The sequence below is a fragment of the Megasphaera paucivorans genome, from assembly GCF_900103535.1.
GTDB lineage: Bacteria > Bacillota > Negativicutes > Veillonellales > Megasphaeraceae > Megasphaera_A > Megasphaera_A paucivorans.
Map to the genome: position 1 here is coordinate 163,167 of NZ_FNHQ01000001.1, position 23,031 is coordinate 186,197.

The window sequence follows — 23,031 nt, forward strand, 5'->3', positions numbered from 1 at the left end:
CGGTTGTTTACTGTATTCTCCTCACTTTTTAGAAAATATACTTGATTTTTTCAACAAAATAGTGTAACATATCTTTTGTGCTCATAAACATATGGACCACTAGCTCAGCTGGTAGAGCACCTGACTCTTAATCAGGGTGTCCAGGGTTCGAGCCCCTGGTGGTCCACCATAAAAAGTATGATAACCATGCCGTTTGCGCGGCATGGTTGTTTTTGTTTTTAAGTAATATTTCAATCTTTCTACCGCACTTTCTACCGCAATCAACAAAATTTTGCTTTTAGTTACATTTTTTTCGTGCAAAAAAGAAGCCCTATGTTTTAATTGGGACCTCTTTTCTATATAATATTTACTATTGATAAATACTACAACTTCTTACATGTCTAATAAAACTCAGAATCTGGCAGTTTACGCTATAGGGGTTCAAGTTTCTTCACTTGCACCAGACTATACATCAGCTATATTTGTAGATAGTTTTATTATGCCTGACTCCACAATATCTGACAGTCTTTGCCCCCGTCTCATAATCGTATGTTAGAAACGCTCCTCGATATTGAAGAGCTTTTTTTATATACATCAATTTATTTACTAATCGCATCACAATATTATTTTTTTCATTGTTTGACTCAATTTGTTTCCAGTGCTACTATACAAGAAAAATTATAAAATATAGTGAGGACTGATCCAAAATGAAAACAATTGGACTTCTTGGTGGTATGAGTTGGGAAAGCACAGTTACGTATTATCAACTTATTAACGAATCAATTAATCAGAAATACGGTGGATCACACTCTGCTAAAATATTACTTTACAGTGTTGATTTTCAAGAAATTGAAACCTGTCAAACAACGGGAAATTGGCAACGTATTATCACAATATTAACAGATGCTATCCATTCACTTGAAAAAGGTGGCGCAGATTTCATCGCAATTTGTTCTAATACTATTCATAAAGTCGTTCCCGAACTTCAATCCTCTACTAAATTACCTATTTTACATATTGTAGATGCTACAATAGAACAGTTAAAAAAACAGCATATACAATATGCAGCATTACTTGGTACAAAATATACTATGCAACAAGATTTTTACAAAAATAAATTGAAAAAATCCGGCATACAAGTTTTTCTACCATCAGAAACAGATATGTTGATCGTAAATCAAATAATTTTTGAAGAACTTTGTCATGGAAAAATTTTACCTTCTTCAAAAAAAGAATACCTTCGCATCATAAGGACTCTCACTAATCAAGGTGCAACAGGAGTTATCCTTGGTTGCACTGAAATTGGTCATCTAATTCATCAAGAAGATATTTCATTTCCCGTATTTGACACTACTAAAATTCATGTTGAAGCAATAGTACAATATGCACTTAATGATAAATAATTATAAAATTTCACGTATTTGCTTATATATTTTTCCTAAACCACAAATTAAAGAATCCCACCCTTGAATTTATGGTTATTCCTGATATTTATCTTATACATACCCACCTCTGCTAATCCGAATTAGTTGATAGCACTTTTAAACAGCAAAAAGCCCCGTACTATTAAGATACGGAGCTTTTTGACATAGTATTTACTGCTGATAAATACCACGACTTCTTGCATGTCTAATCTTTTGTTGTAATACTCGATCTAAAACTGGACGTTCTGTTTCATCGGCAATTGGTAATAATCCTTGTAAGTCTTGCATACTCAGAGCATCGGCACTTCGTTCTAATGGTGTTAGTCGCCCTTTACGCAATAACGTCTTATACTCTGCCCTGTTAATATCGCCGTTCCTATACGCATCAGCAAGGCTGCTTGTTGGTTTACCACCATTTTCTTGCATATCACGCAAAATAGAACGTTTGAGATCTGACTTATCAGATTGAGCTTGTGTCTTAGCACCTGCGGGCATTCGTGCTTCCACCAATTCAGACATTCGGCGTTCGAGCGGCGATTTATTCACATCAGATGGTGCAGGCGTAACACCAACAAAAGGTAATGCCTTACTTAAGAAATCACCGCCTAAATCAGCTTGCCGTTTACCACCTTGTAAAGAATACGGAACGAACTGTGACAGCACGTATTTACCCATTTCTCCGATCTTATCAAGCATGTTATCATCTTCATTATAAATTTTTGTGCCGTAAAAATCTTTATTCTCAAGCATACTTGCAATCATCGACAACATCGGATGCAGCTTATTGACAAGGGTACGCCCCGGATGATCGTAATAAGCATACAAATCCTTCATATAAGACGGCAGTTCGACTCTCTGCGTTTTCCCATTCTGATCAAGCATCCCTGTCTGCGGATAATACAAATCCTTAATGGATTGTGGGGTTTGACCAGTATAAAGATACTGTGTAACGGCACCTACTAAACCTACCGTAATAGGAAGTGCCAACGCATACGACATTTTATATGTCATTTCCGGGTGTCTACCATGAAGCAGATTGTTCATCTGTTCAACAGTGTCAACACCTGCACCCCCCAATTCACGGAAGGTACCTAAGTTCCAGCCAACAGACCGGACGCTTGCCATCGTTAAGTCTTTCAAAGTTTTATTCCAAAACAGATTGACATAGGCCAATTGTCCCATTCTATTATCAACACTATTCCAAATTTTTCCACCAATTTGCCGCATTTCGTCACGCGTCATATTAGGTTTTCTTGTCATTTCATATCGCATTGCATCAGCCCATACCCCCAATTTTTGACGAGGTACAATATATTCCATAATAGGTTTTGTTGCTTTATCCATAATGGCAAATGGGATACGCCATACTCCGCCTAAATAGTTCTTAGCATTAAATGCATCGCTCATCTTATCCCACATACCAGTTCTGTAGAATTTATCCATCTGGACACGACCACCGGAAGCAACCAATGCATCTGCAAGTTTGGCAACTTCTGCTCCCTGCGTACCCGGTGTATACCATTCCTTCAAAACCTTATTGCCACGCAAAGCATTTTCAACCGGCGCAATGGGGGCATGAAAGAAATCTTTTAATCCTGAACCAATATCACCATGAGAAACTTTCAAAAATCCTAACGCCACTTTAGATACAGTAGCATCCATGGAAGTAAAACCTAGATGGAATGCGGAAAGTCCTAATTGGAACTGATTTAAAATATTAGCTGCTCCCAGATACGATCTATACAAACCCGACATGGGACGGCCATGCGTCCGTAATCCCGGTGATAAGTAGTTGTTAATCAATCGTGCTGCTTCCTTTGGCATATAATAATATCCTCTGATGTGTAATCCGCCAATAGGTTTACCGGTTACATCAACCGGTGCACCATATACTGTTGCAATACGATCATCAATCCTTTCCCAGTTATACGGAATATCTTTAGAGGTAGCTTTAATATATTTGGTAAGTCCACGGGCTTTTGCCTCATTTATAACATTGTGGGCCATAATATATTTATCCATTTCACGCATTTTAAGCATGGCAATATCCACGGGATTATCACTAACTGGTTTTAGTCCTGATTCTATACCCTGCTTAGTAGTTGGAATAGAACGTTTCTTCAGAAATGATTTACCACCTTCAAATGGCCGTCTTCCCGCCCACGCTGCAAACAAGTTCCCTGCATGATTAGGATCTTCCCACATATGCGGAAAGTAATTTACAATAAAATCTTGCAGTTTGCCGGTTCCTAATTGTTGTATAGCTACACGCCGTTCATCCAACATCTTTCTCAACGTATAAGCAAATTTCTGCAATTCTGGCGTAGATTGACCTCTGCCGGTTTCAATACGGTTTACAAAATCAAGATTGTCTACTGATGATTGTTTGGAAAAATAACTCCGCGCAGTATGGAGTGCATTTTCAGCACGATCAGCTTTCTGTGCCATCTCAGATAAATTTTCACGCATGATATTGGCCATAGTTTTTGCGTTTTCACCCGCTGTCGCAGGAGCTAATGTATCTTTGATATCTTTTATGCCATCTGAAATAGTATCTTTAACCGATTGTACAGCTGGCTTTATATCTTGTTCGTTAAGATTTTTTAATGGATTATTGGAATCATTAACAGGCACACTTGTTCTCTGTTTAAATGCAGTCATGCCATTGTTTTGCTGCTGATACTGATCTATTAATGATTTTACATTATCAATTTTTGACTTTAAAGCCGGATCATTATCTAGACTCTTTTCAAACGCTTTATAATAATTTGGGAATTCTTCTTTTACAAGATCCGGATCTGTAAAATACTTCGAGCCAAAAATAGATACCCCTTCACGCCGTGCCTCTAATGGAGTTAAATTTTGCCCTTTTAGTTGGTTAAGTGCTGTATGAATCAATTCTGCATTACTCCGCAATTTTAATTTATCATCCACATATTGAGCTACTAACCGGCCATATTTAGACAAGTCAAAACCATTTTTTATTTTACCGGCAGGAGTAATCGCATTCACGGCCTTTGTGATGTCATCCGGTGTTACGGATTTATCATTAGTTGATTGACCATTATTTTCTCTGATGGAATACTGTCCTGCATTTTCATTTCTCATATTGACAAGATCTCGTTCGGTTAGTATACTCTGATTAGATAAAGCACTAGATAGTGCAGGACCCACAAGGGTATCTCCTTTGATGGCCCGCACCCAATCTAGTGCTTTTGTCTTGTTCGCATATATCAGTTTCCCTGCTTTTAAATTGGCTGCAAACCAATTATAGTTTGGTGTAGACGATCCCTGCTTTGTACGAGCGTATGCAGTATTAAGCACATTAATAGCATGATGAGCATTATCGTTTTTTTCTAATTGAACAGGAACAACGACACTGGCACCTTGATCAGTTTTTAACTCCAATGCCAATACAAATTTATTAACATCAGCTGTTTTAAAAACCATAACAGGATCTGCAATTGCTTTCGGTAACTGTCTTATAATATCAGTTGTCATTCCGTAGTGCTTTGGCTGTAAAACATGTTCAAAAAAGCTTCCATATACGGACAATTCCTTGTCATTTTTGCTAATCATTTGTAAAACCAATGGCATATCCATAACTCTATAAAGACGACCATTGTTATTCTCTTTCCATACTTGTTTATCAGCTTTGTCATATGCATCAACAACATTATTCCATTTTGCTATATCTTGATTCAAGTGTTGTTCCTGTACATCCCGTGTTTTAATATCAAGGTGATCCTGATTAATTGATTTTTGTTCTCCTAAGATACGTACATCATAATTCAATGTTCCGTCCGTATTAACATATGGTTTCCCTTCACGATCATTGACACCTCGTAATAATTCTGCTACACTGACAGTGTTTAAAGGAGATATCTTCCCACCTTGCATACCCATTTGCGGCATGCTTGGGGAGACATCTCCTTTTTGTTGTATCATATCGTAAAACTTAGCATCTCTTATGGTAAATTGATTTGCGTTTTTATCTCCTTCCTTGGCTACAATTCTAAATCTTACTAATTTGTTGCCATCCTTAACAACGGAGAAAAGTTCAATATAAGGTTTACCACTAGAGTGTCTATCATCTATATGCTTCTCAACATATATTGTATTATTTAAAATATTTTTAATAACTGATAAGGCTTTTCCTCTTGTAGCCAACCCTTGTCTTGACAGATTTGACGAATTAATTAAATGCCTGCCATCCGAAACAGAGGCTACCCTTCCCGTACCTTCACTACCAATAATAGTAAATGTTTTTCCAATTAAACTTTTAGCTATTGCCACTTTTTCTTGATTATTTTTTACATTCACTTTTGGCTGATCTGTTACATCTATAACAGGCACACGTGTATCACCTGTAATATTTTTATTCGTTACAGAGTAATCCTCATCTTTTATATAGTCTGCCTGCTCACCTTCGCTTTTCCACACTTCATTAGTTTTAATCTTCCGCATCACATTATGAACATTTTCCGTCCCTGTTAAAACAACTTTTATTTTGTTTGCGAAGTCAATTAATTTATGATATAACTTACCAAATATACCCTGTGGTTTAGCCATACCGGCATACTTGGAAAATGCATCTGCCATTACTTCATTAACATTTACGCCTTGTTTTTTTGCAATAGGATCGTAATGATTCAGCATGGCATCTTTTTCACGCCGTGTTAAAGCCATATCCCATGCCGCATGAAAAGCTTCATGATAAACTGTTCCTTCTCGGCTGCTCTGTGACAATTCCATTAATCCAGAGAGATGATCGAGAGATGTTTCGCGCCACGCCCCTTCAAGGCTGATGGTTGATTTAGGAGAAACACCATGCGCCAATTTTGCGTTTTCTATTTCTTTGCCGTTCCGTATAATTTGATTTTTAATATCGACTACAATTCGTTTACCGTTAGGCATATCAACATTTATCAAATTCCCGTCTTGTGAAAATTCACCGGCAGGAAAAGCTCTTTTAACTTCTGCTGCAACATCATCATACGCACGTTTAACTTCCGGATGATTTGTTGGAATCATATGATTCTGTCCGGCAACCTGGTATAAGGTAATACCTTTATCTGTTTTTTCTTGTTCAACAGTATCAAAAAAGGCATCAAATGCTTTCCGAATTTCAGGCATTTCTTTTGGCTGTACATAAGGATACCCTTTTTCTCTGTCGCCTTTTACATTTGCTTCCCATGCCGACGCTGGGACGATATTAGCAAGGTAATCATCTGATTCGCCACGTTCTTTTAACTTATCTACAATATAACTTTCAAAGGCACGAGCATATAATTCTTCCGGTTTACTCCAATATGGTTTTGAACGGTATTGATCCAATGCTTCTGCCCGTTTCACCATACCTGAATTATAAATAGCTTTGCGAATATCACCCCACTTCTTTACTATTTCAGGGCGTATTCCTTCAGGCGAATAATATTTGCTGCCTTGTGCTGCTAACCGTACATCAGATGCTGTTGATAAAAATTCATCTTTTTTACGTTTTGTTCCAAAGAAGTAATCTAAAGCATGTAACCATTCATGTGCTAAACTTCCTGCACCTTCATTCTTTGTAAGATTGATAACATTATGTAACGGTTCATAATGTGCCGCTGCCGGGTGCTTGCCGCCAATACCACGGGCACCAAAGGCAAGTCCTAATTGTCCGTTTAATGACAGCGCTTCTGGATCGACATCAATAATATTAGCCATATCACGTAGTGAATCATACGCATTATTTAAGTCCGACTGGCGACGTTTGCCTTCCACCCAATTACCAAATTCAACACCTCTGAATCCAAATGCCTTACCGAAAATTTCCGGAGTAACATCTTTGCCCTTTCGATAGTTGGTACCAACACGCTGTTCATTTGCCTCTCTGCGTTCATTTGGCACATACTTCATCTGCTTCAGCTGTTCTTCTAATTCTGTTGCATGATTGTCACGATAATTAACTGCATCTTTAACGTTCTTGAATCCATCTTTCATCAAAACAACTCGGTTACCAATTTTTTTACAAATTTCATATTCCTTGGTACCACGGTTTATATAAATTCCAAATGACTGCTTTGTTGTATTATCGGCATTATCTCCCATAATACTATCATATTGTTTTTTAAATTTATCAATTACCTGTTGTTCGGTATCACCATCAACAACGGTTTTATGAAAGTGCACCTGCCCTTTTTGTGCTTTTACTATCTCCCATATATGTTTAGGAGGATTATATTCTTTGCCGTCATACATACTATATGTACCTTCTGACAATGTATATTCTTTTAAAGAATGCGCATGCCCGACTGCTTCATATAATTTGGCATTAGAAACGACATCACGAATACCTTTATGTCCGCTTGAATACAACCTTTTTTCTATTTCATCTCCTTTACCATCCAATATCATTTGTGCCATTTTCTTTACAGCATCAACGCCTTGAGCCCAGTATTTTATATCTCTCCGAGGTTTATTGCTAATAGAATCCCGCAATGCATGAACAAGAGCTATGGCATGTTTATCTGCCCCCGCCTTTATTAATGCATCATATTTTGGTTCTGGAAATGACTTCGATAATGGTTTGGTTTGAGTATCAATCTTATCACTGTCATCCAATTCTTTTTTATAAGAAGTATATATATCTTTCCGTGCGCCGCCTATTTTTTCGCCAAAATCTTCAATTTTAGTAGTTTTGGATTGTTCATTCTCTATTTTTGTTTCCAAGTTATTTTTGGAATTATTGATTTTGTTTTCACGGTTGGTATTTTTTTGTTTTTCAGCTTGGTCAGATTGGGCGTTTCCAATTGTATTTTCAACGGCTTGTCCACCCAAGCGTGCCCGATTGATTTCATTGTTTTCTCCTTTGAATACAGTATCCGTAATATTTTTAGCCTGCTTTAAAACGTCCTCAGGGTTCCTGCCATATATGCTGTGCTGAAAATCTCCGGCAGCTCGTTGCGCAGTATCCATATCCAAAAAAGCTTCTGGAAAATTATCGGAAGAATGATATACCATCCAGTTTGCTAACCTACCATATATATCCTTGAAAAAATCATTATAGGATATTTTTTTTGGTCTGCCTTCCATTGATATAGAAAGCTTGTTCTGATGAGCATAGTTTTGAAGAATATCTGCCACTTTTTCTGTAGGAACAGGTCCATCATTTCGAATATTATTGACAACAGCCCCAACACCGGCATTTGTTTCGTTTTCCCATATACCATTGCGCTGATCATATAAAGCATTCAATTTCTGTTGACTAGAGACAGGGATAATGTCTTTATCATCACCAAGTCCCATATGTATAACAGAGTCTTCCCCATATTTATTGGCAAGAGCATCTTCCATACTATCAATTTCTTTTTGCACATCATCATACGCAGGCTGCCGTTGTTTATCAGTTGACACCTTCCCTCGTAATTTATCCTGCAATGTTTGTACCGCTAATGGCTTATTTGCAAGTACATCATTCCGAAGCTTGTTATTAACAGGAATATTATTGTCATCTGCTAATTTTAGCAGTTGTTTTTCTAGTCGTAATTCCCCAGTGCTGCCCGTTGTTCCTCTGGCGTTTTTTTGTTCCACTCCGCTGTTTTCTTGTCTAAATAAGCGTTCATTTCCGGCGTGTTCCTGTGCATAAAGGCTTTCCGTTCCGCCAACGTTGGTTTCTTTAGAATTTTCCCGTCCTTGCTCAAATAATGATTTTTGTCCATTGTTATTCACCTCATTAATAGAACGTTCAATAATATTTTCAAGAGAAGGTCTTTCCGTACCAAATAATTCTGCTTGGTGCGGATCTCCAACAGCCATAATTTTATTGCAGATGGTTTTATATACTTCGCTAATTTTTTTGGTACTGAATTTATTAGCATCAACAAATTCCAAGATTGCCCGTTCTTCAGGCGATATGGAAGCATCAAACAAACTTGTTTCTTTAAGATAAAAATTAAGCGGTTTCTTAGCATCACGGAGTGACATTAATACTTTAGATGCATCAGACATAACTTTTGATATGTCATACTTATAAAGAGTTCCATGGTCTATCCCATAATTTACTTTTGCCACATCGGGAGCTGCAATAATCATTGCTTTTAAAATATTTTTACTATTATTATCTGTCGATTCACTCATTTTTGCAAGTAATGCATTATCATGATATGCCTTAGCAAACATTGCATTCTTAATACGGCTAACACCATAGGGAGTAACTTCGTGCTTGTCATTATAAATAGCATTACTGTCATCTTCTGTCTTAATATCTCGTGCCGCAAGTTTTCTAAATTCCCTGTTCCCCGGATTCAAGAATTCTCCTGTACCATCATCAACAAATTTATTCATGGTAGATAGTTTGAGTTTGTTTGCATCCATTTGTGCTTGTTCTGCCGAACCTAGCCGTGCACCACCTTCAGTACTATGAATAATATCTTTGATAGGCGCTTCTTTATCTACTTGGCGAACGAGTATTGGATTATCAATAGCTTGCACTTGTCCTGATGTAAAGCCAAATTTATTAGCGTTATCTTTTAAATATTGTTTATATCCAGCCGCACTTATTTTATGCTGTCTATCTTGTCCCTCATATGCCCGTTGAATAGCAATAGTCCGGCCATTACCATTTAAAACAATACCATTTTTATTAACAACCGGGGCCCCTTGATTAACAAATTGACTGTCCGACAGCAATTCAGGTTTAATAGTCCGTGCCATCTTTTCAACTTGATTGCGCATTTCACCACGCTGCCGATCTCTCGGTTGCAGTTCAATTGGATATTTAGGATTAATAGAATAATCCGTCAGATTGCTAGTTATCAGGTCACCTGACGGTACCAGTTTATATGTTGCATTAAATCCTTTATCTAATGTATTTGCATGAACACTTGTGACATTGCCTGTTGGTACATGCTGCATTAATTGTTCCTTTTTGTTTAGATAATTATCTTGTACAAAAGGTTCATTTGTCGATTCTTCCAATGGCTTTGGCGTTATTGATTTTTGCAGCAGAGAAGACGGTGTATCTTCCTGCTGCTGTTTTAATGCATTCTGTATTTGACTATCCGGCACATGACTTTTCTTTAATTTATCTTGCAAAGTCTGTACTGCTAAAGGCTTGCTTTCAAGTACCGCTTGACGTAATTTATTATTGACAGGCACTTGATTATTATCAGCTAAATCTAACGGCGTGGGAACATTTTGAATAGGAATCGTATTCATATCAGCATTCTTTAAGTCAATCTGTGGATTATTCTGCAAAATATTCCTAATTGCTTCCAAATCTCCGTTTATACCCGCCATCTTAATACTGTCACGCAGTGCCTCATCCGAGTTATCAGGCAACGAATTTAGGACTAAATCTGCCGTCCGTTGTGCCGTCATAGCATCAATTTGAGGACCATACATATTTTTCAGCGTATCAATGTTTTCCTGTGTATCGATGAATGGGCTATTATTTTGATCTCCTTTGAACATTGCATCCAAAGTACTTTTTTCATCCGGATTACTATTTTCCTGACGCTGAATATCAGCTTCTTCTTTTGCCATTTCATTACTGATCTGATCTATTGTATCATCATTAACAATATCATTCATTGCTTTTTGATCTGCTTGTTCATCCTGTCGAGATGCTTTATCAAATTGATTAATGATATTATCCTGTGTAGAATCAGAATTTATTGAATCGGTTGATGTTCCAGAAGTATCAGACGTTTTAATAATTTTAGTGGGTTCCAGACCACCCATTTTATTATAATCATCGCCATGAATAATCTTACCTTGACTTGTAGAATTACCAATATAACCACCGTCACCATCGTATAAAACAACATGGTCATCATCGCCATATACAATAACGTCGCCTTTTTGTAAATTATCTTCGCTGAATGGAACAACTCTATCACCAGCATCTTTTACAAGGGTATCTACATTATCTACCCCTTTCTTTGATTCTTCTGCTAAAAATGGATCATAAAAAGAACCTATTTTGCCAACAGCTTCAACACACCCATTTGCACCATTTTCCATTGATTGCCCAATCCACGCTTCTGTACCGGCAGATAAGCCATCATTTGACTCTGTATCAAATTCACCAGTGCCGCCTAAATTATCATATGCATTTTGTACTTTACTCAGATATTCGTCATCGCCACCACCATTGTAATCTTGTACACCTTTCCACAAATCACCATCGTCATTAGCTATTTTGTCTTTCAAAACTGCCATGCCTGCTTCTGCATTCTGTTTCGGATCAGTCTGATAGTCTGGATATAAATCTGCAATTTTTGCCCGGCCACCATTGCCATCATTAATATCTGTATCTGGTTCAATCTGAAACATGCCCCCACCATCAGACATTTTTATAGCATTGACATCTCCACCGCCTGTTTCAACTGCTGCAACTGCAAGTGCTACTTTTGGATCAATGCCTGCATTATTTGCAGCATGTTCAATAATTCCGACATTACTATTATCAGAACTTACAGGAATATCGTCAGAATTATTTTCTTTATCGGATACAGATTCCATGGGTATATCTTCTTCATTTTCAGATGTTTCTTCTGGCATTGATGACATCATATCATAGGCAGTATTGACACGTTTCGAGTCCCCACTGCGCAGAGCATCAAACATTGTATTATAATTATCTTCACCTATTGACTCTGGATCTATATTATCCAGATAATCTGAAAGTTCATTTTCTTTAGATAATGTATCAACATCAACAGATGAATCAGGCCTCGTTGCTTGGTCATTATTCATTTGTCCATTATCAGTATTTGCCATGGAAGACATTGGCTCTGTTGCTGATTGACTGTTTTCTGTTTCATTGGTATTTGGATTTACCGTTGTTTGTGTATCCTGCATTGTCTGATTCCCGGATACAGTATCCGTTTTAGGCACCATTCTACTTAAAACACCGCCAGGAATACCCATGGCTGCGCCACCATAGGCACCTCCGAAGAAAGAAGCTACTTGATCAGGTGTCCATGTATCCGGATTCCATAGATCGCCCGACGGTTGCCCCATTGCATTATTCTGAATTCCTTGCTGTTCTACTTGCTGTAAACCACCAATTGCCGCGTTTGCAGCAAGTCCCGGTACAGCACGAGGTACAGCAAGTGCTGCACGTTGTGCGATACTTTCACTTGCTGTAGGTGTAAGATTCCCAAATGTTGCACCTTTCATACCCGCATATTCAACAGGAATAGTTGCCATATCTACACCTAATGCTTTCACAAATACAGGAAAAGCTTTAAGACGCGCATTAGTTTGTGATTCACCATTTTTTACCATATCATTAATAGTACTTCCGTAACGGGACGCTGCATCAAGGAATGAAGCCGGAGAAGTCTTAATAAAATTAGTAATAATTTCTTGCCCTACTTTACTGGTTGCTGCCCGTTGTAATCCAATTCGGGATAATCCTCTAGTAATTGCACCTGTCCCCGTTCCAACGACAGCTTCAGGAAATAGAGCAGCTGTACCGGCAATAGCGGCTGCCGAACCAAGCCCTGCACCTATATCAAAAGCGAGTCCCATTGGATTAGTGAAATATTCCATAGATGTATAACTTTTAAATTCTGGTCGTTGCATAGATGCATTTACTCTATCCATTCCTTCTAAAGGCGCGCTCCATCCAAAATCATTGGCTGCGCCCGCAAGCATGTTGCCAACTCCCGATACAGCACCTTTTAAAACCCCCGTTGCATAAGGATGGTCACTATAAAATTGCTGAGATTGTGCAGTTCTTTCTTCTTCCGGCATTGCGGTACCTTGTTCACCATTCATTTCTGGTAAATTAGGCATAGATGGGTCTATATCACTATCAAGAGGACGTTGATAGCCATTTCCTATCGGTTCCGGTGTAAGATATTGTTTTGCCGCTTGTGCAATACTATTTAAGGTTTCATTTATTCCAGATTGTTGTGATTGAGCTGCTCGTTTCTCTTCTGGCATTGCAGTTCCAAATTCACCGCCTTGTTCGGGTAAATTTGGCATAGAAGGATCTGCATCACTGTCCAGGGGACGCTGATAACCGTTCCCTATTTGTACTGGAGTAAGATATTCCTGTACTGTTTGTTTTACATTCCCCAAACCATTACTAATCGCACTTTCGGCAGCATTCGCTGGCTGTGGATTATCGAATCCACTTACATCTACATCTGATGTATCCGGTAATTGCCAATTATCTAATGTGCTTTTAATTTTACCAATTATATTATCAAATATCCCCGGTTGATTTTGTGATTCTTCCGATGTATTTTCTTGTCCATCATCAGTAGATTGTATTTGTTTAATATTATCCGGATCTCCAACAACAGATTCTAATTCGCTATAAAAAGACATGTTGACCTCCTAAAAATAATCATCCCAGTTAACATCATTTATAATTGATTGAGCCGTATGCGGTTCCAAATTGTTACTAATTAAATTTTGCATTGCATCTTTACTATAAGGATTACCTAATGCCTTATTTCTATCCAATCTATCTGTTATCCATTCCATTGCATCATTATAATTATTGTTGCTAGTAAGAGGAACTAGTCCATAATTGTCAATAACATCTTTGGCCGGTGCATAAGCAGCAGCTAAATCCTTTTTTTCCTCATCAGGTGTATCTGGATTATCATATGCTTTTACGATGGACATTGCATTACTAATTGTTTGTCCATTACCACCATTACTACCTTTGTTATTAGCTCTTATAATTCCAAGCTTTTCTTGGGTTTCTAGCTTTAATTTTGTTAATGCATATTGGAAATTCTGTGCAGTCTGCATTTCAGACAGCTTATTTTGATGCGCATTATTCTGAAGTGCCTCACGAACTTTTCCGTTATTATAAATATCTTCCGTAGTATATCCATGCTGCATTTTCATATTTGATTGTTTATACTGCTGTGCTGTTTCTGCACGCTGACGAGCATCGTTAGTATTGTAATAATTCAATGCTGTTGGCCCTGTCTTAACATATTGTGCACCTAATGTCGGATTATACTGCATTAATTGTGAAGCCAAAACATTTGCAGTTGGATAATCTCCTTTTGCAACAGCAGCTTGATATGCCGGTACTATCTTATTGGACATATATTGATCATATTGCTGTTCTTTAAGATCAGCATCAGGTTTTAATCGGTTAATTACTTCATCAATCTGGTTTTGCGGCATTCCCATTGAATGCATTTTCGCAGTAGCATCACTTACCCACTTAGCAGAACTGAATGGTTGAGGCGTATATTGTATATCAGAAATCGGCTGTCCTGCCTGAAAGTGAGAGTTTACAGCAGTATTATTTGCATTATTTTGTTGTATAGCATTTGCTGCCGTATTTTTATCCATTATAGGAATATCGCCTTTTTCCGCTTGTTGTTCTGCCGTAAGCGGATCACCTTTAGTATTCGGATACACCTGCTGTCCTGTTTGTGGATTTAATTGTACTTCCGATGTTGCAGGCGTTGAACTTGTATTGGTTTGATTAGTTGACTGCATCGCATTTAATATTGTTTGTGCTTTTTGTGCCTGCTGTGGCGATAATTGTTGTTGAGATCCTAACGGTTGTATAACTCCATTTTGATTTGAAGCTATCGGTTGCTGTTCCGTTATCGGACCACCTTGACTTGTAATTGGTCCACTATTTTTATATGCAGAACCGCTATCAGTTGCTATCGGTTGTGATTCAGTTGGTGCATGATTTATAGCTGAAAGATCAGAAATTTGTTGTTGTAAATCTGTGTTTTTTGATAAATCAGATGTTACTCCACCACTAATAAAATTACTTAAATCAGGCATCTGTCCATCTGTCGTTATTGTAGAAGGTGCTGGTATTGAAGTATCTGATGATGTTCCATCTACCCCTTCATTAGACAATACAGGCTGTGTCTTTGCATCATTTCCTGATAGAGTCGCAAGTTTGCTCATATCAATAAGGCCACTACCATTTACATCTCCCTGATTTGTATTAACAAAATCTGCAAAACTAGTTGGATGCGCATAATTGATAGCATTGTTTTTGGAATACAATGCTGGAATAAATGCCGGTGCCTGATAGGTTATTTGCCGTGTATTAGGATCATATGTCAATTTATTCTTATCATTCGCTAATGCGCTTTGAAAGTCAGCTGCTTGCTGTCCGTTATCACCCGCACCACTTTCCAATTGTGGAGCTGAAAATGCCTGTGTATCATTTGATATTCCATTTCCATGCATATCATCTAAACCACTTGTTGCTGCCACTCCTTTATCAACGCCCCGTTGATTATACTGATTGTTCCATGCTTCTCCCAATAATTGACCTAATGCAAACATAGGGTCTTTATAAGCATACATAGCAAAACTAGGAACATTAAAACTACTAGGAGAAATTGCAGGATATTGTAATTTATAGTTATTAGGCATTGTTGTTACCTCCCCAAATAGCGTTTGAACCACCCTGTGCAATAAATCCATCCGCACAATAGTTGTTGGCACCTGTCAAAGCCATATCATAAACCTTCCGTTCCCCGCTATAAATAATACTGATTACCTTTCCTACCCCTTTTAATGCAAGACCAATACTTATTTTCCCTAATTCAACGAAATTACCATCTGCCGCTAAGAATGGCTGCGTAGATGTTGCGCTTACATAATGCTTACTTTTTCCGTCATCCGTAATGACATTGTATACATCATTATATGTAGCAGGCATAAGTCCTGTGATTGTTTCCGTGCTTTCCGTCCCATCTGTATGAGGGCAGATTACCTTATCCCCAACCTTCAAACTGTCCATTCGTACATTCCCGTTTGGTGTCTTGATTTTGGTATCTCCCGGAAAACAAAATAAACCAGAATTATTTGCAAGTCCGGCAAGAATACCGCCAAATAAACCACTACCGCCACTGGTATTTGCTGAAGAGGTCGTTGTTCCTTTACCTGATAAAGCAGATAAGGCACCCGTTGTAGCTCCATTTAATCCCAAAGAAGCATTCCACAAATTTAAAGCCGGTTCTTGGGCTGCTTCCTGCGCTGATGCTGCTGTTGTAATCGGCTGTTGTGCATTGCTTACTTGTTGGCTGTAAAGGTTTGATAAGGTATTGATGTTATTGTTATATTCCTGTGCCATGGTATTTGCTGCACTATCACTTATCCCTTTTAATCCGGTATCAGTAACACTACTATTTAATACTCCTTTATTACCAAGACTGGATAATAAACTTCCCATACTATTTTGAACACCGGATTTTATGCTGTTTTCCATAGCTGTTTGATACGATGAAGGCAATTGTCCATTAGCTAAGTTATTTACTCCTGTTTGTGCTGAATTAATTTGTCCCAATGCATTATTCAGAAGGCTGTTATAATCTACTTTACTATCACCTAAAGAGTTATATAAAACATTTGCAGCTTTCGTATTTAATGCTAATGCATTCGGTTCAACAGCATTTGTATACTCCAATTCTTTGCCAGTCAATGCATCTTCATTAGCAGTAGGTTTATATGACTGTACTGTTGTAGAACTCGAACCTTTGCTACTCATATTATCAACTCCTATCCATTAACTGTTTTCCATTTTTTATATTGTTTGTGCATTGCTTGCGTCACATAGTAATAAATTTCTCCATGTACGCCAACATATTTAGCAGTAATAACGATTTCTCGATTTTCTTGATCAGAACAGATATATCTTTTAAATCCATTAACGGTAAATTTTTGTTCAATAGTCCACCCAAAATAACGAATGTATGGCAGTATATGACGAATACATAGTGTCATAAGAAAATCATATCCATATTGATGTGCTAAGCATTCCATAGTATCTCGCCAAAAATGTGCATCATTACATGTGTCTCGAATAAATATAAGCTTTTCATTTGGCAGCATTGTAAATTGACAAAATCCTCTATTAGGTAAATACCACAGTGTAAAATCTTTCAAACATTCAAATTTATTGCCTGTTCCCTTTTCATATTCTTGTATCCAGTCTTTCAAGCTTTTTTGTATCATAAATCCGCCACCTCTAATGCAACATAATCCACGGTGAAGCGATCACCTGATTTAATGTTTAATTCTAAGTTATCTGCACTATGACAACATTTAACGTTATTTCTATCATTGCTTGGCACCTTTATATCCAGCGAGCCATCTATCAATTCTACTTCACCTGCATAATCAGCTGAAAACTTAGTATCAATAGATGTCAATAATACTTTATTCGCTCCAATAATAGATTTTAATTTAATTTCATAATCTATCTTTTTACCATCGTCATCTGTATATTCGTCACTCCACTTATAAATGTTATTGTTAGAAGCGACCAGTATATCATTGGAAGTTTCACAAATACTGGCTATGGGAATATTAAATTTTAATATTGTTGCAGCTCCTACTAAATAGTTATATGCAACAAAATACGTCCAATCTGAGGTTGAACGTATTAGCAGCATACTATGTCGTTTTAAATGAAAAACTCGTGGTTCAAACATATTAGAGGTAATGAGTTTATTGAATTTATCTCCTATGTCATTTGTTGCAATGTTTCCATATTCTTCTACCGCTGCCATTGTTTTTAATCCACGAATAGAGAGGAATATAACAGAATTACCAATATTCACAGCGCAGTTTGTACCAACAGTGTCAGTATCGCAGGATATTTCCGTTACTTCCCAGTTAGAGGGATCGGCATCCCCAGATAGTTGATATATCTTTCCATTTGATTTAAGAAAAATAATGTCAGTAGCAAGTGGAACAATACCAATAATAGTCCCACTATCACCATACCCAACATCTAACCATTGTTCTTTATTTGACATGTTAGTATCCTCTGTCCATGACGTACCATCGCCAACCTCGGAAATATAAAATCCGTCGGTTCCATCCATGGACACCGCAAGTCTGGAGAATCGTTGGAATACAAGATTACATATAGGGCTTGATGTTACCGTACCTAATTGTCCCTTTTCTGAATAATCATAATATTGTAAATGACCACCAGAAGCTATCCATATTTTATCTTGAAACTTTGCACACGTAGGATTGTCTGATCCATTTAAATCTCCGATAAAAGTAGGTGTCTGCCCCACCACATAGGAATATGCTTTAAAGGTATTCGTAAATAATAACAATACATTTGTATCAACGTCATACCATATATCACGAATACTATCATCCATTGCATATAATTTTCCAATACCATCACGTCCTGTAAGACGATTACTATCTCGGCTATATACAAAATTAATGCATTGCTGCATATCAGCATCTCCTATTTGCTCAGGCGCTTGTGATACATTAATACCACCCGTTAAACCTACAAACGTTGTTTTTGTTACGGTATGCTTATTAAATCGTTTCATCACACTACCATTCTTTCCATGTATAATTGACCGCGTAATCGGGTTTTCCATGGCCAGCATATGCCATGCTTTCCCATTTTCCGGCTTGATATCCTGCTCCAACCGATAAACCATTATCGTGATACAGAACTCCGCCCTTGAGTTTATGGTTGTTTCTGAGATTTATCTTATACACATCCACCTGCTGCTGTTCCGTATTAGCCGTTACCACTGTCCGGTCCGTTTTTTCAACTGCTGCTGTCGGCAAATTTTTCGTGTTTTTTCCTGTATCCATTGTTGTTTTTATATCATCTGCCGTATCGTTAGCTGCTTTTTTTAAGGTAGGTGCAGTTACATAATAAATAGTTTCTGGCGGAATTTCACCATCATGAATATATTCAATTTGTTTTACCAATTGATTTGCCGTACCATCATCTACATCTAGGGTATTTTTTAATTTACCCGGATTGGTCGTATCTGGGTATTTCATCACTTTAGGCGCTTCCTGTACCGTTTTTTCATGATGCAGGTAAAAGTATAAGCCAATACCCAGTAAAACAGCTACAACGACAGCACAGACAACACAAACAATTATTTTTTTATGTTTCTTAATAAAATTCAACATCACAAACTCCTTCTCAAATTATCTTTGACAATATGGGATATATCCTATATAATAATTATGAAATATCTACCATATAAAATATGCAAGGTAGTGAATCAATGCAAACTTTTGAAGTAATTTTTTATGACAAAAAAAACGGGACAGAACCAGCAAAAGATTTTATCTTAACTCTTAACAATAAAATGCGAGCTAAGGTATTACGCACAATTAAACTTTTAGCTGATAATGGTCCCGAACTACGAGAACCTTTATCTAAATCACTCGGATATGGTATTTTTGAGCTACGTATCAAGTTTGCCTCTGATACCTCTCGTATATTGTATTTTTTCTACGTAGATCAATTGATTATTCTTACAAATGGGTTTATCAAAAAAACACAAAAGACACCCTCTTCAGAAATTAATAAAGCAAAACGTTATCGTACTGATTACCTCGACAGAAAGGAGTCTGAATAATGACTAAATTCGATGATTTTTTATCTCAACAACTTCAAAATCCTGAACTAAAAGCTGAATATGATGCATTAGATCCAGAGTTTACCATTATTCAGTACCTAATTAATGCCAGAAAAAGTACTGGTTTTACTCAAAAACGCCTTGCTGAAAAAACAGGTATAGCGCAAAGCGATATTAGTAAGTTGGAACGAGGACATGCCAATCCTTCTTTACGAACCCTAAAGCGGCTCGCTGCCGGTATGGGTATGAAAATGAAAATTGAATTTGTAGCAGATGAAAAATAAATATAATTTTTTTGTATTATACAAAATAGGCCGGAAGGAAATACTCCCTCCGGTCTTTTTCATATCTAATATCGCTGATAAATAATCACAGCCAAAGCTACAATTTCAATTATATTTAATATTTCATTGCCATATTTTTCCCGGAATGTCTTTTCTGCGGTTTCCACATTAGTCACAACGTTTTTTGCTTCTTGCTGCAATTGGGCTTCCGATGCCGCAATTTTGGCCTTCAAAGATTTAATTTCGTCCGCATACAACTCTTTATCATCCTGTTCCAAGTTAGTCAAATGTTGTTTCATATTAACAATATCCTGTTTTACTTTTTCTTCCGGTGTAGTCTGTACTACCGGTTGAATTTCTGGTGCTGCTAAATTCTGTTCTGTTTCTTGTTTAACTTCTTCTGCCATAATTATTTTCCTCCTATGTTATATATAATATGTAAATTACGACGGATCGTCGTTCCATTGATCCGTATCCACGTTGGTACCGTCAATATTCCCACTTTCACTATCCTGCCATGCCGCCATGTGCTTGTTCGGATATTGGGACGGGAAATCACATTGCGATACTCCATATTCTGCAATCCAATAGGGAACGTAGTCCGCTAATAAGTTTGGATTAATTGCATTGGTTGCATCACCAAATTTACCATCACTGGCATACACACCACACTTCAACCCTGCGTTATTGACGGCACAAATAAACGCACTGCATAATGCCGTAGTATCTACGCCATCAGCAAAACATTCGTCTGCTTCAATATCGTACCAAACACCTAACGGAGGTACTCTGCCATTCAAATAACTGACTAAGTCATTAGCTTCCTGTGCCGCTTCATCAGGTACCGTAGCATGGGTAAACAGATATACGCCCCAAGGTAAGTCTTCGTTTTCTACATCCTGCAAGAATGTTTCAAAGTCAGCGTCTTCCTGCTTTCCTTCTTCAATTTTGATGACAACGCCATCTACACCGTTATTTCGTAAATCGTCAAAATTAAGACCTTCCTGCCAATCAGATATGTCAATTACGTTCATGTAAATCATCTCTTAATTTCACTTATTATTACCTCCATTTTGTTGTTTTATATCCGGAAACACTCCCCTAGGACTATTAAGTGCCGAATTAATTAAATGGGTAAACAAACCGACAAGTCCCGCTCCCATAGCGGTAAGCCCTTGCCAACAACTATCAATAGGAAATTTCATACCGTATAACCCTTCTAACCAATATCCGACTGTCCATGAAAACAACACATCAACCGCGCCAAAAACACCGATTACCATGCAAATATCAGCTATATTTTGGTGTATCCATCGTGCAAATTTAAGAAACATGTAATCCCTCCCTCGGCGGCAACTCAGAAAGACGCATCATTTCTTTATATTTTTCTTCCATGACACCATTTTGTCCTAAGCTTTCATACTGGTTATACAAGTTTTCAAAATTACGTTTTTCATAATCAGGGGCCCAATTCTTCTCAAGTACGTAATGCTGATATTTTCCCAATAAATCATCCCGGAGAACTGCCTGTGTTCCGAGTTTAATTGCAACAACTGCTTTATACAACTTATACAAAATGCCTATAATACCGGATAGCATTATAGGCACGATTGTTATTAATACGACATATAATATTTTTAAATATATGGTTTCCATATCTCACCTCCGATATTTACTCATACCCGCCTATAATCCTCACCAACACTCCATCCATGCCGCGCACATCCTTAATACATAAGTAATACCATTCCCGGTCCACCATTGCCACCTGTTTTAACAGATGGTGTATTATTATCATATTTTCCAGCGGCACCCCCGCCACCAGATCCTAATCCGCCATTCCCCGGAGGCGTTGAATTATTTCCAGCAGAACCACCAAACAAACCACCACCTCGTCCACCGACTGATCCTGTAGTTTGGGATTGTCCACTATTTAGAATTATCTGAGAATTACCACTATACCCATATATCAAAGCTCCCGTTCCATCAGCCATACCCCCAGATGCATATAGAATAGAACCGAAAGACGAAGCCCCTCCGTTACTTCCTAAGTTAATTCCGGGTGCACCATTTTTAGTTGCAGCTCCCCCATTGCCGCCTGCCCCTACCGTAATAGCATAATCAGTGCCTGGCGTAACAGGGATTGAAAAATCTCTGATAATATTTCCACCACCGCCACCATTAGGACATACTGTAGTATTATTTAAATAAGCTCCCCCTGCACCGCCCCCACCAGCTCCTATAACAGTAACTAAAATCATTGTTATACCTGCCGGACACGTCCATGTATAGGTCCCCGGTGTGGTATATACAACTTTAGTCAATCCACTTTCCGCTGTGCTCCAAGTTCCATCCCCCCTAAAGAATTTCTTTTGATCACCTGCCGCAGCTACAGGCACTAACCCCTTATTACTAGCAGTCGTGTCCGTTGCCCCGGAAAATACAGCCATGCCATCAATTGCCTTTGTTAATCCATCTTTTGTAGCATATGTATCTGTAATAACATTACCGGCTGCATCATATTTTGCTTTTTCCACGAGAATTTTATCTGCATCTAATGAAGCAATTCCATTGTCAGCCCCCTTAGATGTAGTCGGTACATAACTCAATTGAGGGATTTGTGCAGTCGGAATCTTCCCCGTATTATCAAGCGTGGCCAATCCATTAGATACTCCCTTTACATTACTTATTGCCGTCTTCACTCTGGCAGGTGACATGATTTTGTCGTCTACCGTTCCGGCCTTTGCCTCATCATCCGTTGCAAAGGAAGGTGAATCTAACAGCCAATCTGTACCATCCCATTTATACGTATTTTTTAAATCTGTACGATAACATTTCATCCCAACAAATAGATTTGCTGTAGGGAATACCTCACCACTGAAATTACTGGCCACACTTTCAAGACTAGTCTGCATCTGTGGTATGACCGTCTTTACATCTTTTGTCACATCTAACGAATAAAAATTTTGCGCCATT

At 37.8% G+C, this 23,031-nt stretch carries 14 protein-coding genes and 1 tRNA gene; 4 read left to right on the forward strand and 11 right to left on the reverse strand.

Going from position 1 to position 23,031, the window contains the following annotated elements; all coding sequences use genetic code 11:
- Positions 1 to 93: 93 nt before the first annotated feature.
- Both BLR11_RS00805 and BLR11_RS00810 read left to right on the forward strand, forming a co-directional pair.
- Positions 94 to 169: transfer RNA gene (locus tag BLR11_RS00805), tRNA-Lys, on the forward strand.
- Positions 170 to 686: 517 nt separating this feature from the next.
- Positions 687 to 1,382 (forward strand): aspartate/glutamate racemase family protein, encoded by a 696-nt coding sequence (locus BLR11_RS00810; RefSeq protein WP_091647330.1) that lies wholly within the window; start codon positions 687 to 689, stop codon positions 1,380 to 1,382.
- Positions 1,383 to 1,574: 192 nt separating this feature from the next.
- Here BLR11_RS00810 and BLR11_RS00815 read toward each other — a convergent pair whose 3' ends face one another.
- From BLR11_RS00815 to BLR11_RS00840, 6 genes are read right to left on the reverse strand one after another with little or no spacing between them, the layout of a single operon-like run.
- Complete coding sequence (locus tag BLR11_RS00815) at positions 1,575 to 13,733, reverse strand: LPD5 domain-containing protein (RefSeq protein ID WP_091647331.1); 12,159 nt, start codon at positions 13,731 to 13,733, stop codon at positions 1,575 to 1,577.
- 9 nt (positions 13,734 to 13,742) lie between these two features.
- Complete coding sequence (locus tag BLR11_RS00820; protein WP_091647333.1) at positions 13,743 to 15,779, reverse strand: hypothetical protein; 2,037 nt, start codon at positions 15,777 to 15,779, stop codon at positions 13,743 to 13,745.
- The gene (locus tag BLR11_RS00825) at positions 15,772 to 16,896 is read right to left on the reverse strand and encodes a Hint domain-containing protein (protein WP_091647335.1); all 1,125 of its coding nucleotides are present in this window, start codon (positions 16,894 to 16,896) and stop codon (positions 15,772 to 15,774) included. The genes BLR11_RS00820 and BLR11_RS00825 overlap by 8 nt, the downstream gene beginning before the upstream one ends.
- Before the next feature lie 11 nt (positions 16,897 to 16,907).
- Positions 16,908 to 17,363, reverse strand: a complete 456-nt coding sequence (locus BLR11_RS00830) for a hypothetical protein (protein WP_091647337.1) — start codon at positions 17,361 to 17,363, stop codon at positions 16,908 to 16,910.
- Positions 17,360 to 18,826: a hypothetical protein gene (locus BLR11_RS00835; protein ID WP_176762813.1), complete on the reverse strand. Its 1,467-nt coding sequence runs from the start codon at positions 18,824 to 18,826 to the stop codon at positions 17,360 to 17,362. Before BLR11_RS00835 ends, BLR11_RS00830 begins: the two co-directional genes overlap by 4 nt.
- Positions 18,717 to 19,316: a hypothetical protein gene (locus tag BLR11_RS00840; RefSeq protein WP_091647340.1), complete on the reverse strand. Its 600-nt coding sequence runs from the start codon at positions 19,314 to 19,316 to the stop codon at positions 18,717 to 18,719. Before BLR11_RS00840 ends, BLR11_RS00835 begins: the two co-directional genes overlap by 110 nt.
- 98 nt (positions 19,317 to 19,414) lie before the next feature.
- On the opposite strand from BLR11_RS00840, the gene BLR11_RS00845 reads away from it, so the two are divergent.
- On the forward strand, positions 19,415 to 19,771 hold the full coding sequence (locus BLR11_RS00845) for a type II toxin-antitoxin system RelE/ParE family toxin (protein WP_091647341.1): 357 nt from the start codon (positions 19,415 to 19,417) through the stop codon (positions 19,769 to 19,771).
- Complete coding sequence (locus tag BLR11_RS00850) at positions 19,771 to 20,055, forward strand: helix-turn-helix domain-containing protein (RefSeq protein ID WP_218118679.1); 285 nt, start codon at positions 19,771 to 19,773, stop codon at positions 20,053 to 20,055. Before BLR11_RS00845 ends, BLR11_RS00850 begins: the two co-directional genes overlap by 1 nt.
- Positions 20,056 to 20,120: 65 nt before the next feature.
- Here BLR11_RS00850 and BLR11_RS00855 read toward each other — a convergent pair whose 3' ends face one another.
- From BLR11_RS00855 to BLR11_RS00875, 5 genes are all read right to left on the reverse strand, one after another.
- On the reverse strand, positions 20,121 to 20,462 hold the full coding sequence (locus BLR11_RS00855) for a hypothetical protein (RefSeq protein WP_091647344.1): 342 nt from the start codon (positions 20,460 to 20,462) through the stop codon (positions 20,121 to 20,123).
- 36 nt (positions 20,463 to 20,498) lie between these two features.
- Positions 20,499 to 21,089 (reverse strand): GH25 family lysozyme, encoded by a 591-nt coding sequence (locus BLR11_RS00860; RefSeq protein WP_176762814.1) that lies wholly within the window; start codon positions 21,087 to 21,089, stop codon positions 20,499 to 20,501.
- An 18-nt stretch (positions 21,090 to 21,107) separates the two neighbouring features.
- Positions 21,108 to 21,389: a hypothetical protein gene (locus BLR11_RS00865; protein WP_091647347.1), complete on the reverse strand. Its 282-nt coding sequence runs from the start codon at positions 21,387 to 21,389 to the stop codon at positions 21,108 to 21,110.
- Entirely contained in the window at positions 21,379 to 21,711 is a 333-nt protein-coding gene (locus tag BLR11_RS00870) for a hypothetical protein (protein WP_091647349.1), read from the reverse strand. Before BLR11_RS00870 ends, BLR11_RS00865 begins: the two co-directional genes overlap by 11 nt.
- A gap of 71 nt (positions 21,712 to 21,782) precedes the next feature.
- Positions 21,783 to 23,030, reverse strand: a complete 1,248-nt coding sequence (locus BLR11_RS00875) for a glycine-rich domain-containing protein (protein WP_091647351.1) — start codon at positions 23,028 to 23,030, stop codon at positions 21,783 to 21,785.
- Position 23,031: the final 1 nt, after the last annotated feature.

What these genes read in the sequence shown, in the direction of transcription:
- BLR11_RS00865 (WP_091647347.1), bottom strand. Translation starts at nt 21,389, where the DNA reads ATGTTTCTTAAATTTGCACGATGGATACACCAAAATATAGCTGATATT.
- BLR11_RS00810 (WP_091647330.1), top strand. Translation starts at nt 687, where the DNA reads ATGAAAACAATTGGACTTCTTGGTGGTATGAGTTGGGAAAGCACAGTT.
- BLR11_RS00825 (WP_091647335.1), bottom strand. Translation starts at nt 16,896, where the DNA reads ATGAGTAGCAAAGGTTCGAGTTCTACAACAGTACAGTCATATAAACCT.
- BLR11_RS00860 (WP_176762814.1), bottom strand. Translation starts at nt 21,089, where the DNA reads ATGAACGTAATTGACATATCTGATTGGCAGGAAGGTCTTAATTTTGAC.
- BLR11_RS00835 (WP_176762813.1), bottom strand. Translation starts at nt 18,826, where the DNA reads ATGGTTTATCGGTTGGAGCAGGATATCAAGCCGGAAAATGGGAAAGCA.
- BLR11_RS00815 (WP_091647331.1), bottom strand. Translation starts at nt 13,733, where the DNA reads ATGTCTTTTTATAGCGAATTAGAATCTGTTGTTGGAGATCCGGATAAT.
- BLR11_RS00870 (WP_091647349.1), bottom strand. Translation starts at nt 21,711, where the DNA reads ATGGAAACCATATATTTAAAAATATTATATGTCGTATTAATAACAATC.
- BLR11_RS00875 (WP_091647351.1), bottom strand. Translation starts at nt 23,030, where the DNA reads ATGGCGCAAAATTTTTATTCGTTAGATGTGACAAAAGATGTAAAGACG.
- BLR11_RS00830 (WP_091647337.1), bottom strand. Translation starts at nt 17,363, where the DNA reads ATGATACAAAAAAGCTTGAAAGACTGGATACAAGAATATGAAAAGGGA.
- BLR11_RS00820 (WP_091647333.1), bottom strand. Translation starts at nt 15,779, where the DNA reads ATGCCTAATAACTATAAATTACAATATCCTGCAATTTCTCCTAGTAGT.
- BLR11_RS00850 (WP_218118679.1), top strand. Translation starts at nt 19,771, where the DNA reads ATGACTAAATTCGATGATTTTTTATCTCAACAACTTCAAAATCCTGAA.
- BLR11_RS00855 (WP_091647344.1), bottom strand. Translation starts at nt 20,462, where the DNA reads ATGGCAGAAGAAGTTAAACAAGAAACAGAACAGAATTTAGCAGCACCA.
- BLR11_RS00840 (WP_091647340.1), bottom strand. Translation starts at nt 19,316, where the DNA reads ATGTTGAATTTTATTAAGAAACATAAAAAAATAATTGTTTGTGTTGTC.
- BLR11_RS00845 (WP_091647341.1), top strand. Translation starts at nt 19,415, where the DNA reads ATGCAAACTTTTGAAGTAATTTTTTATGACAAAAAAAACGGGACAGAA.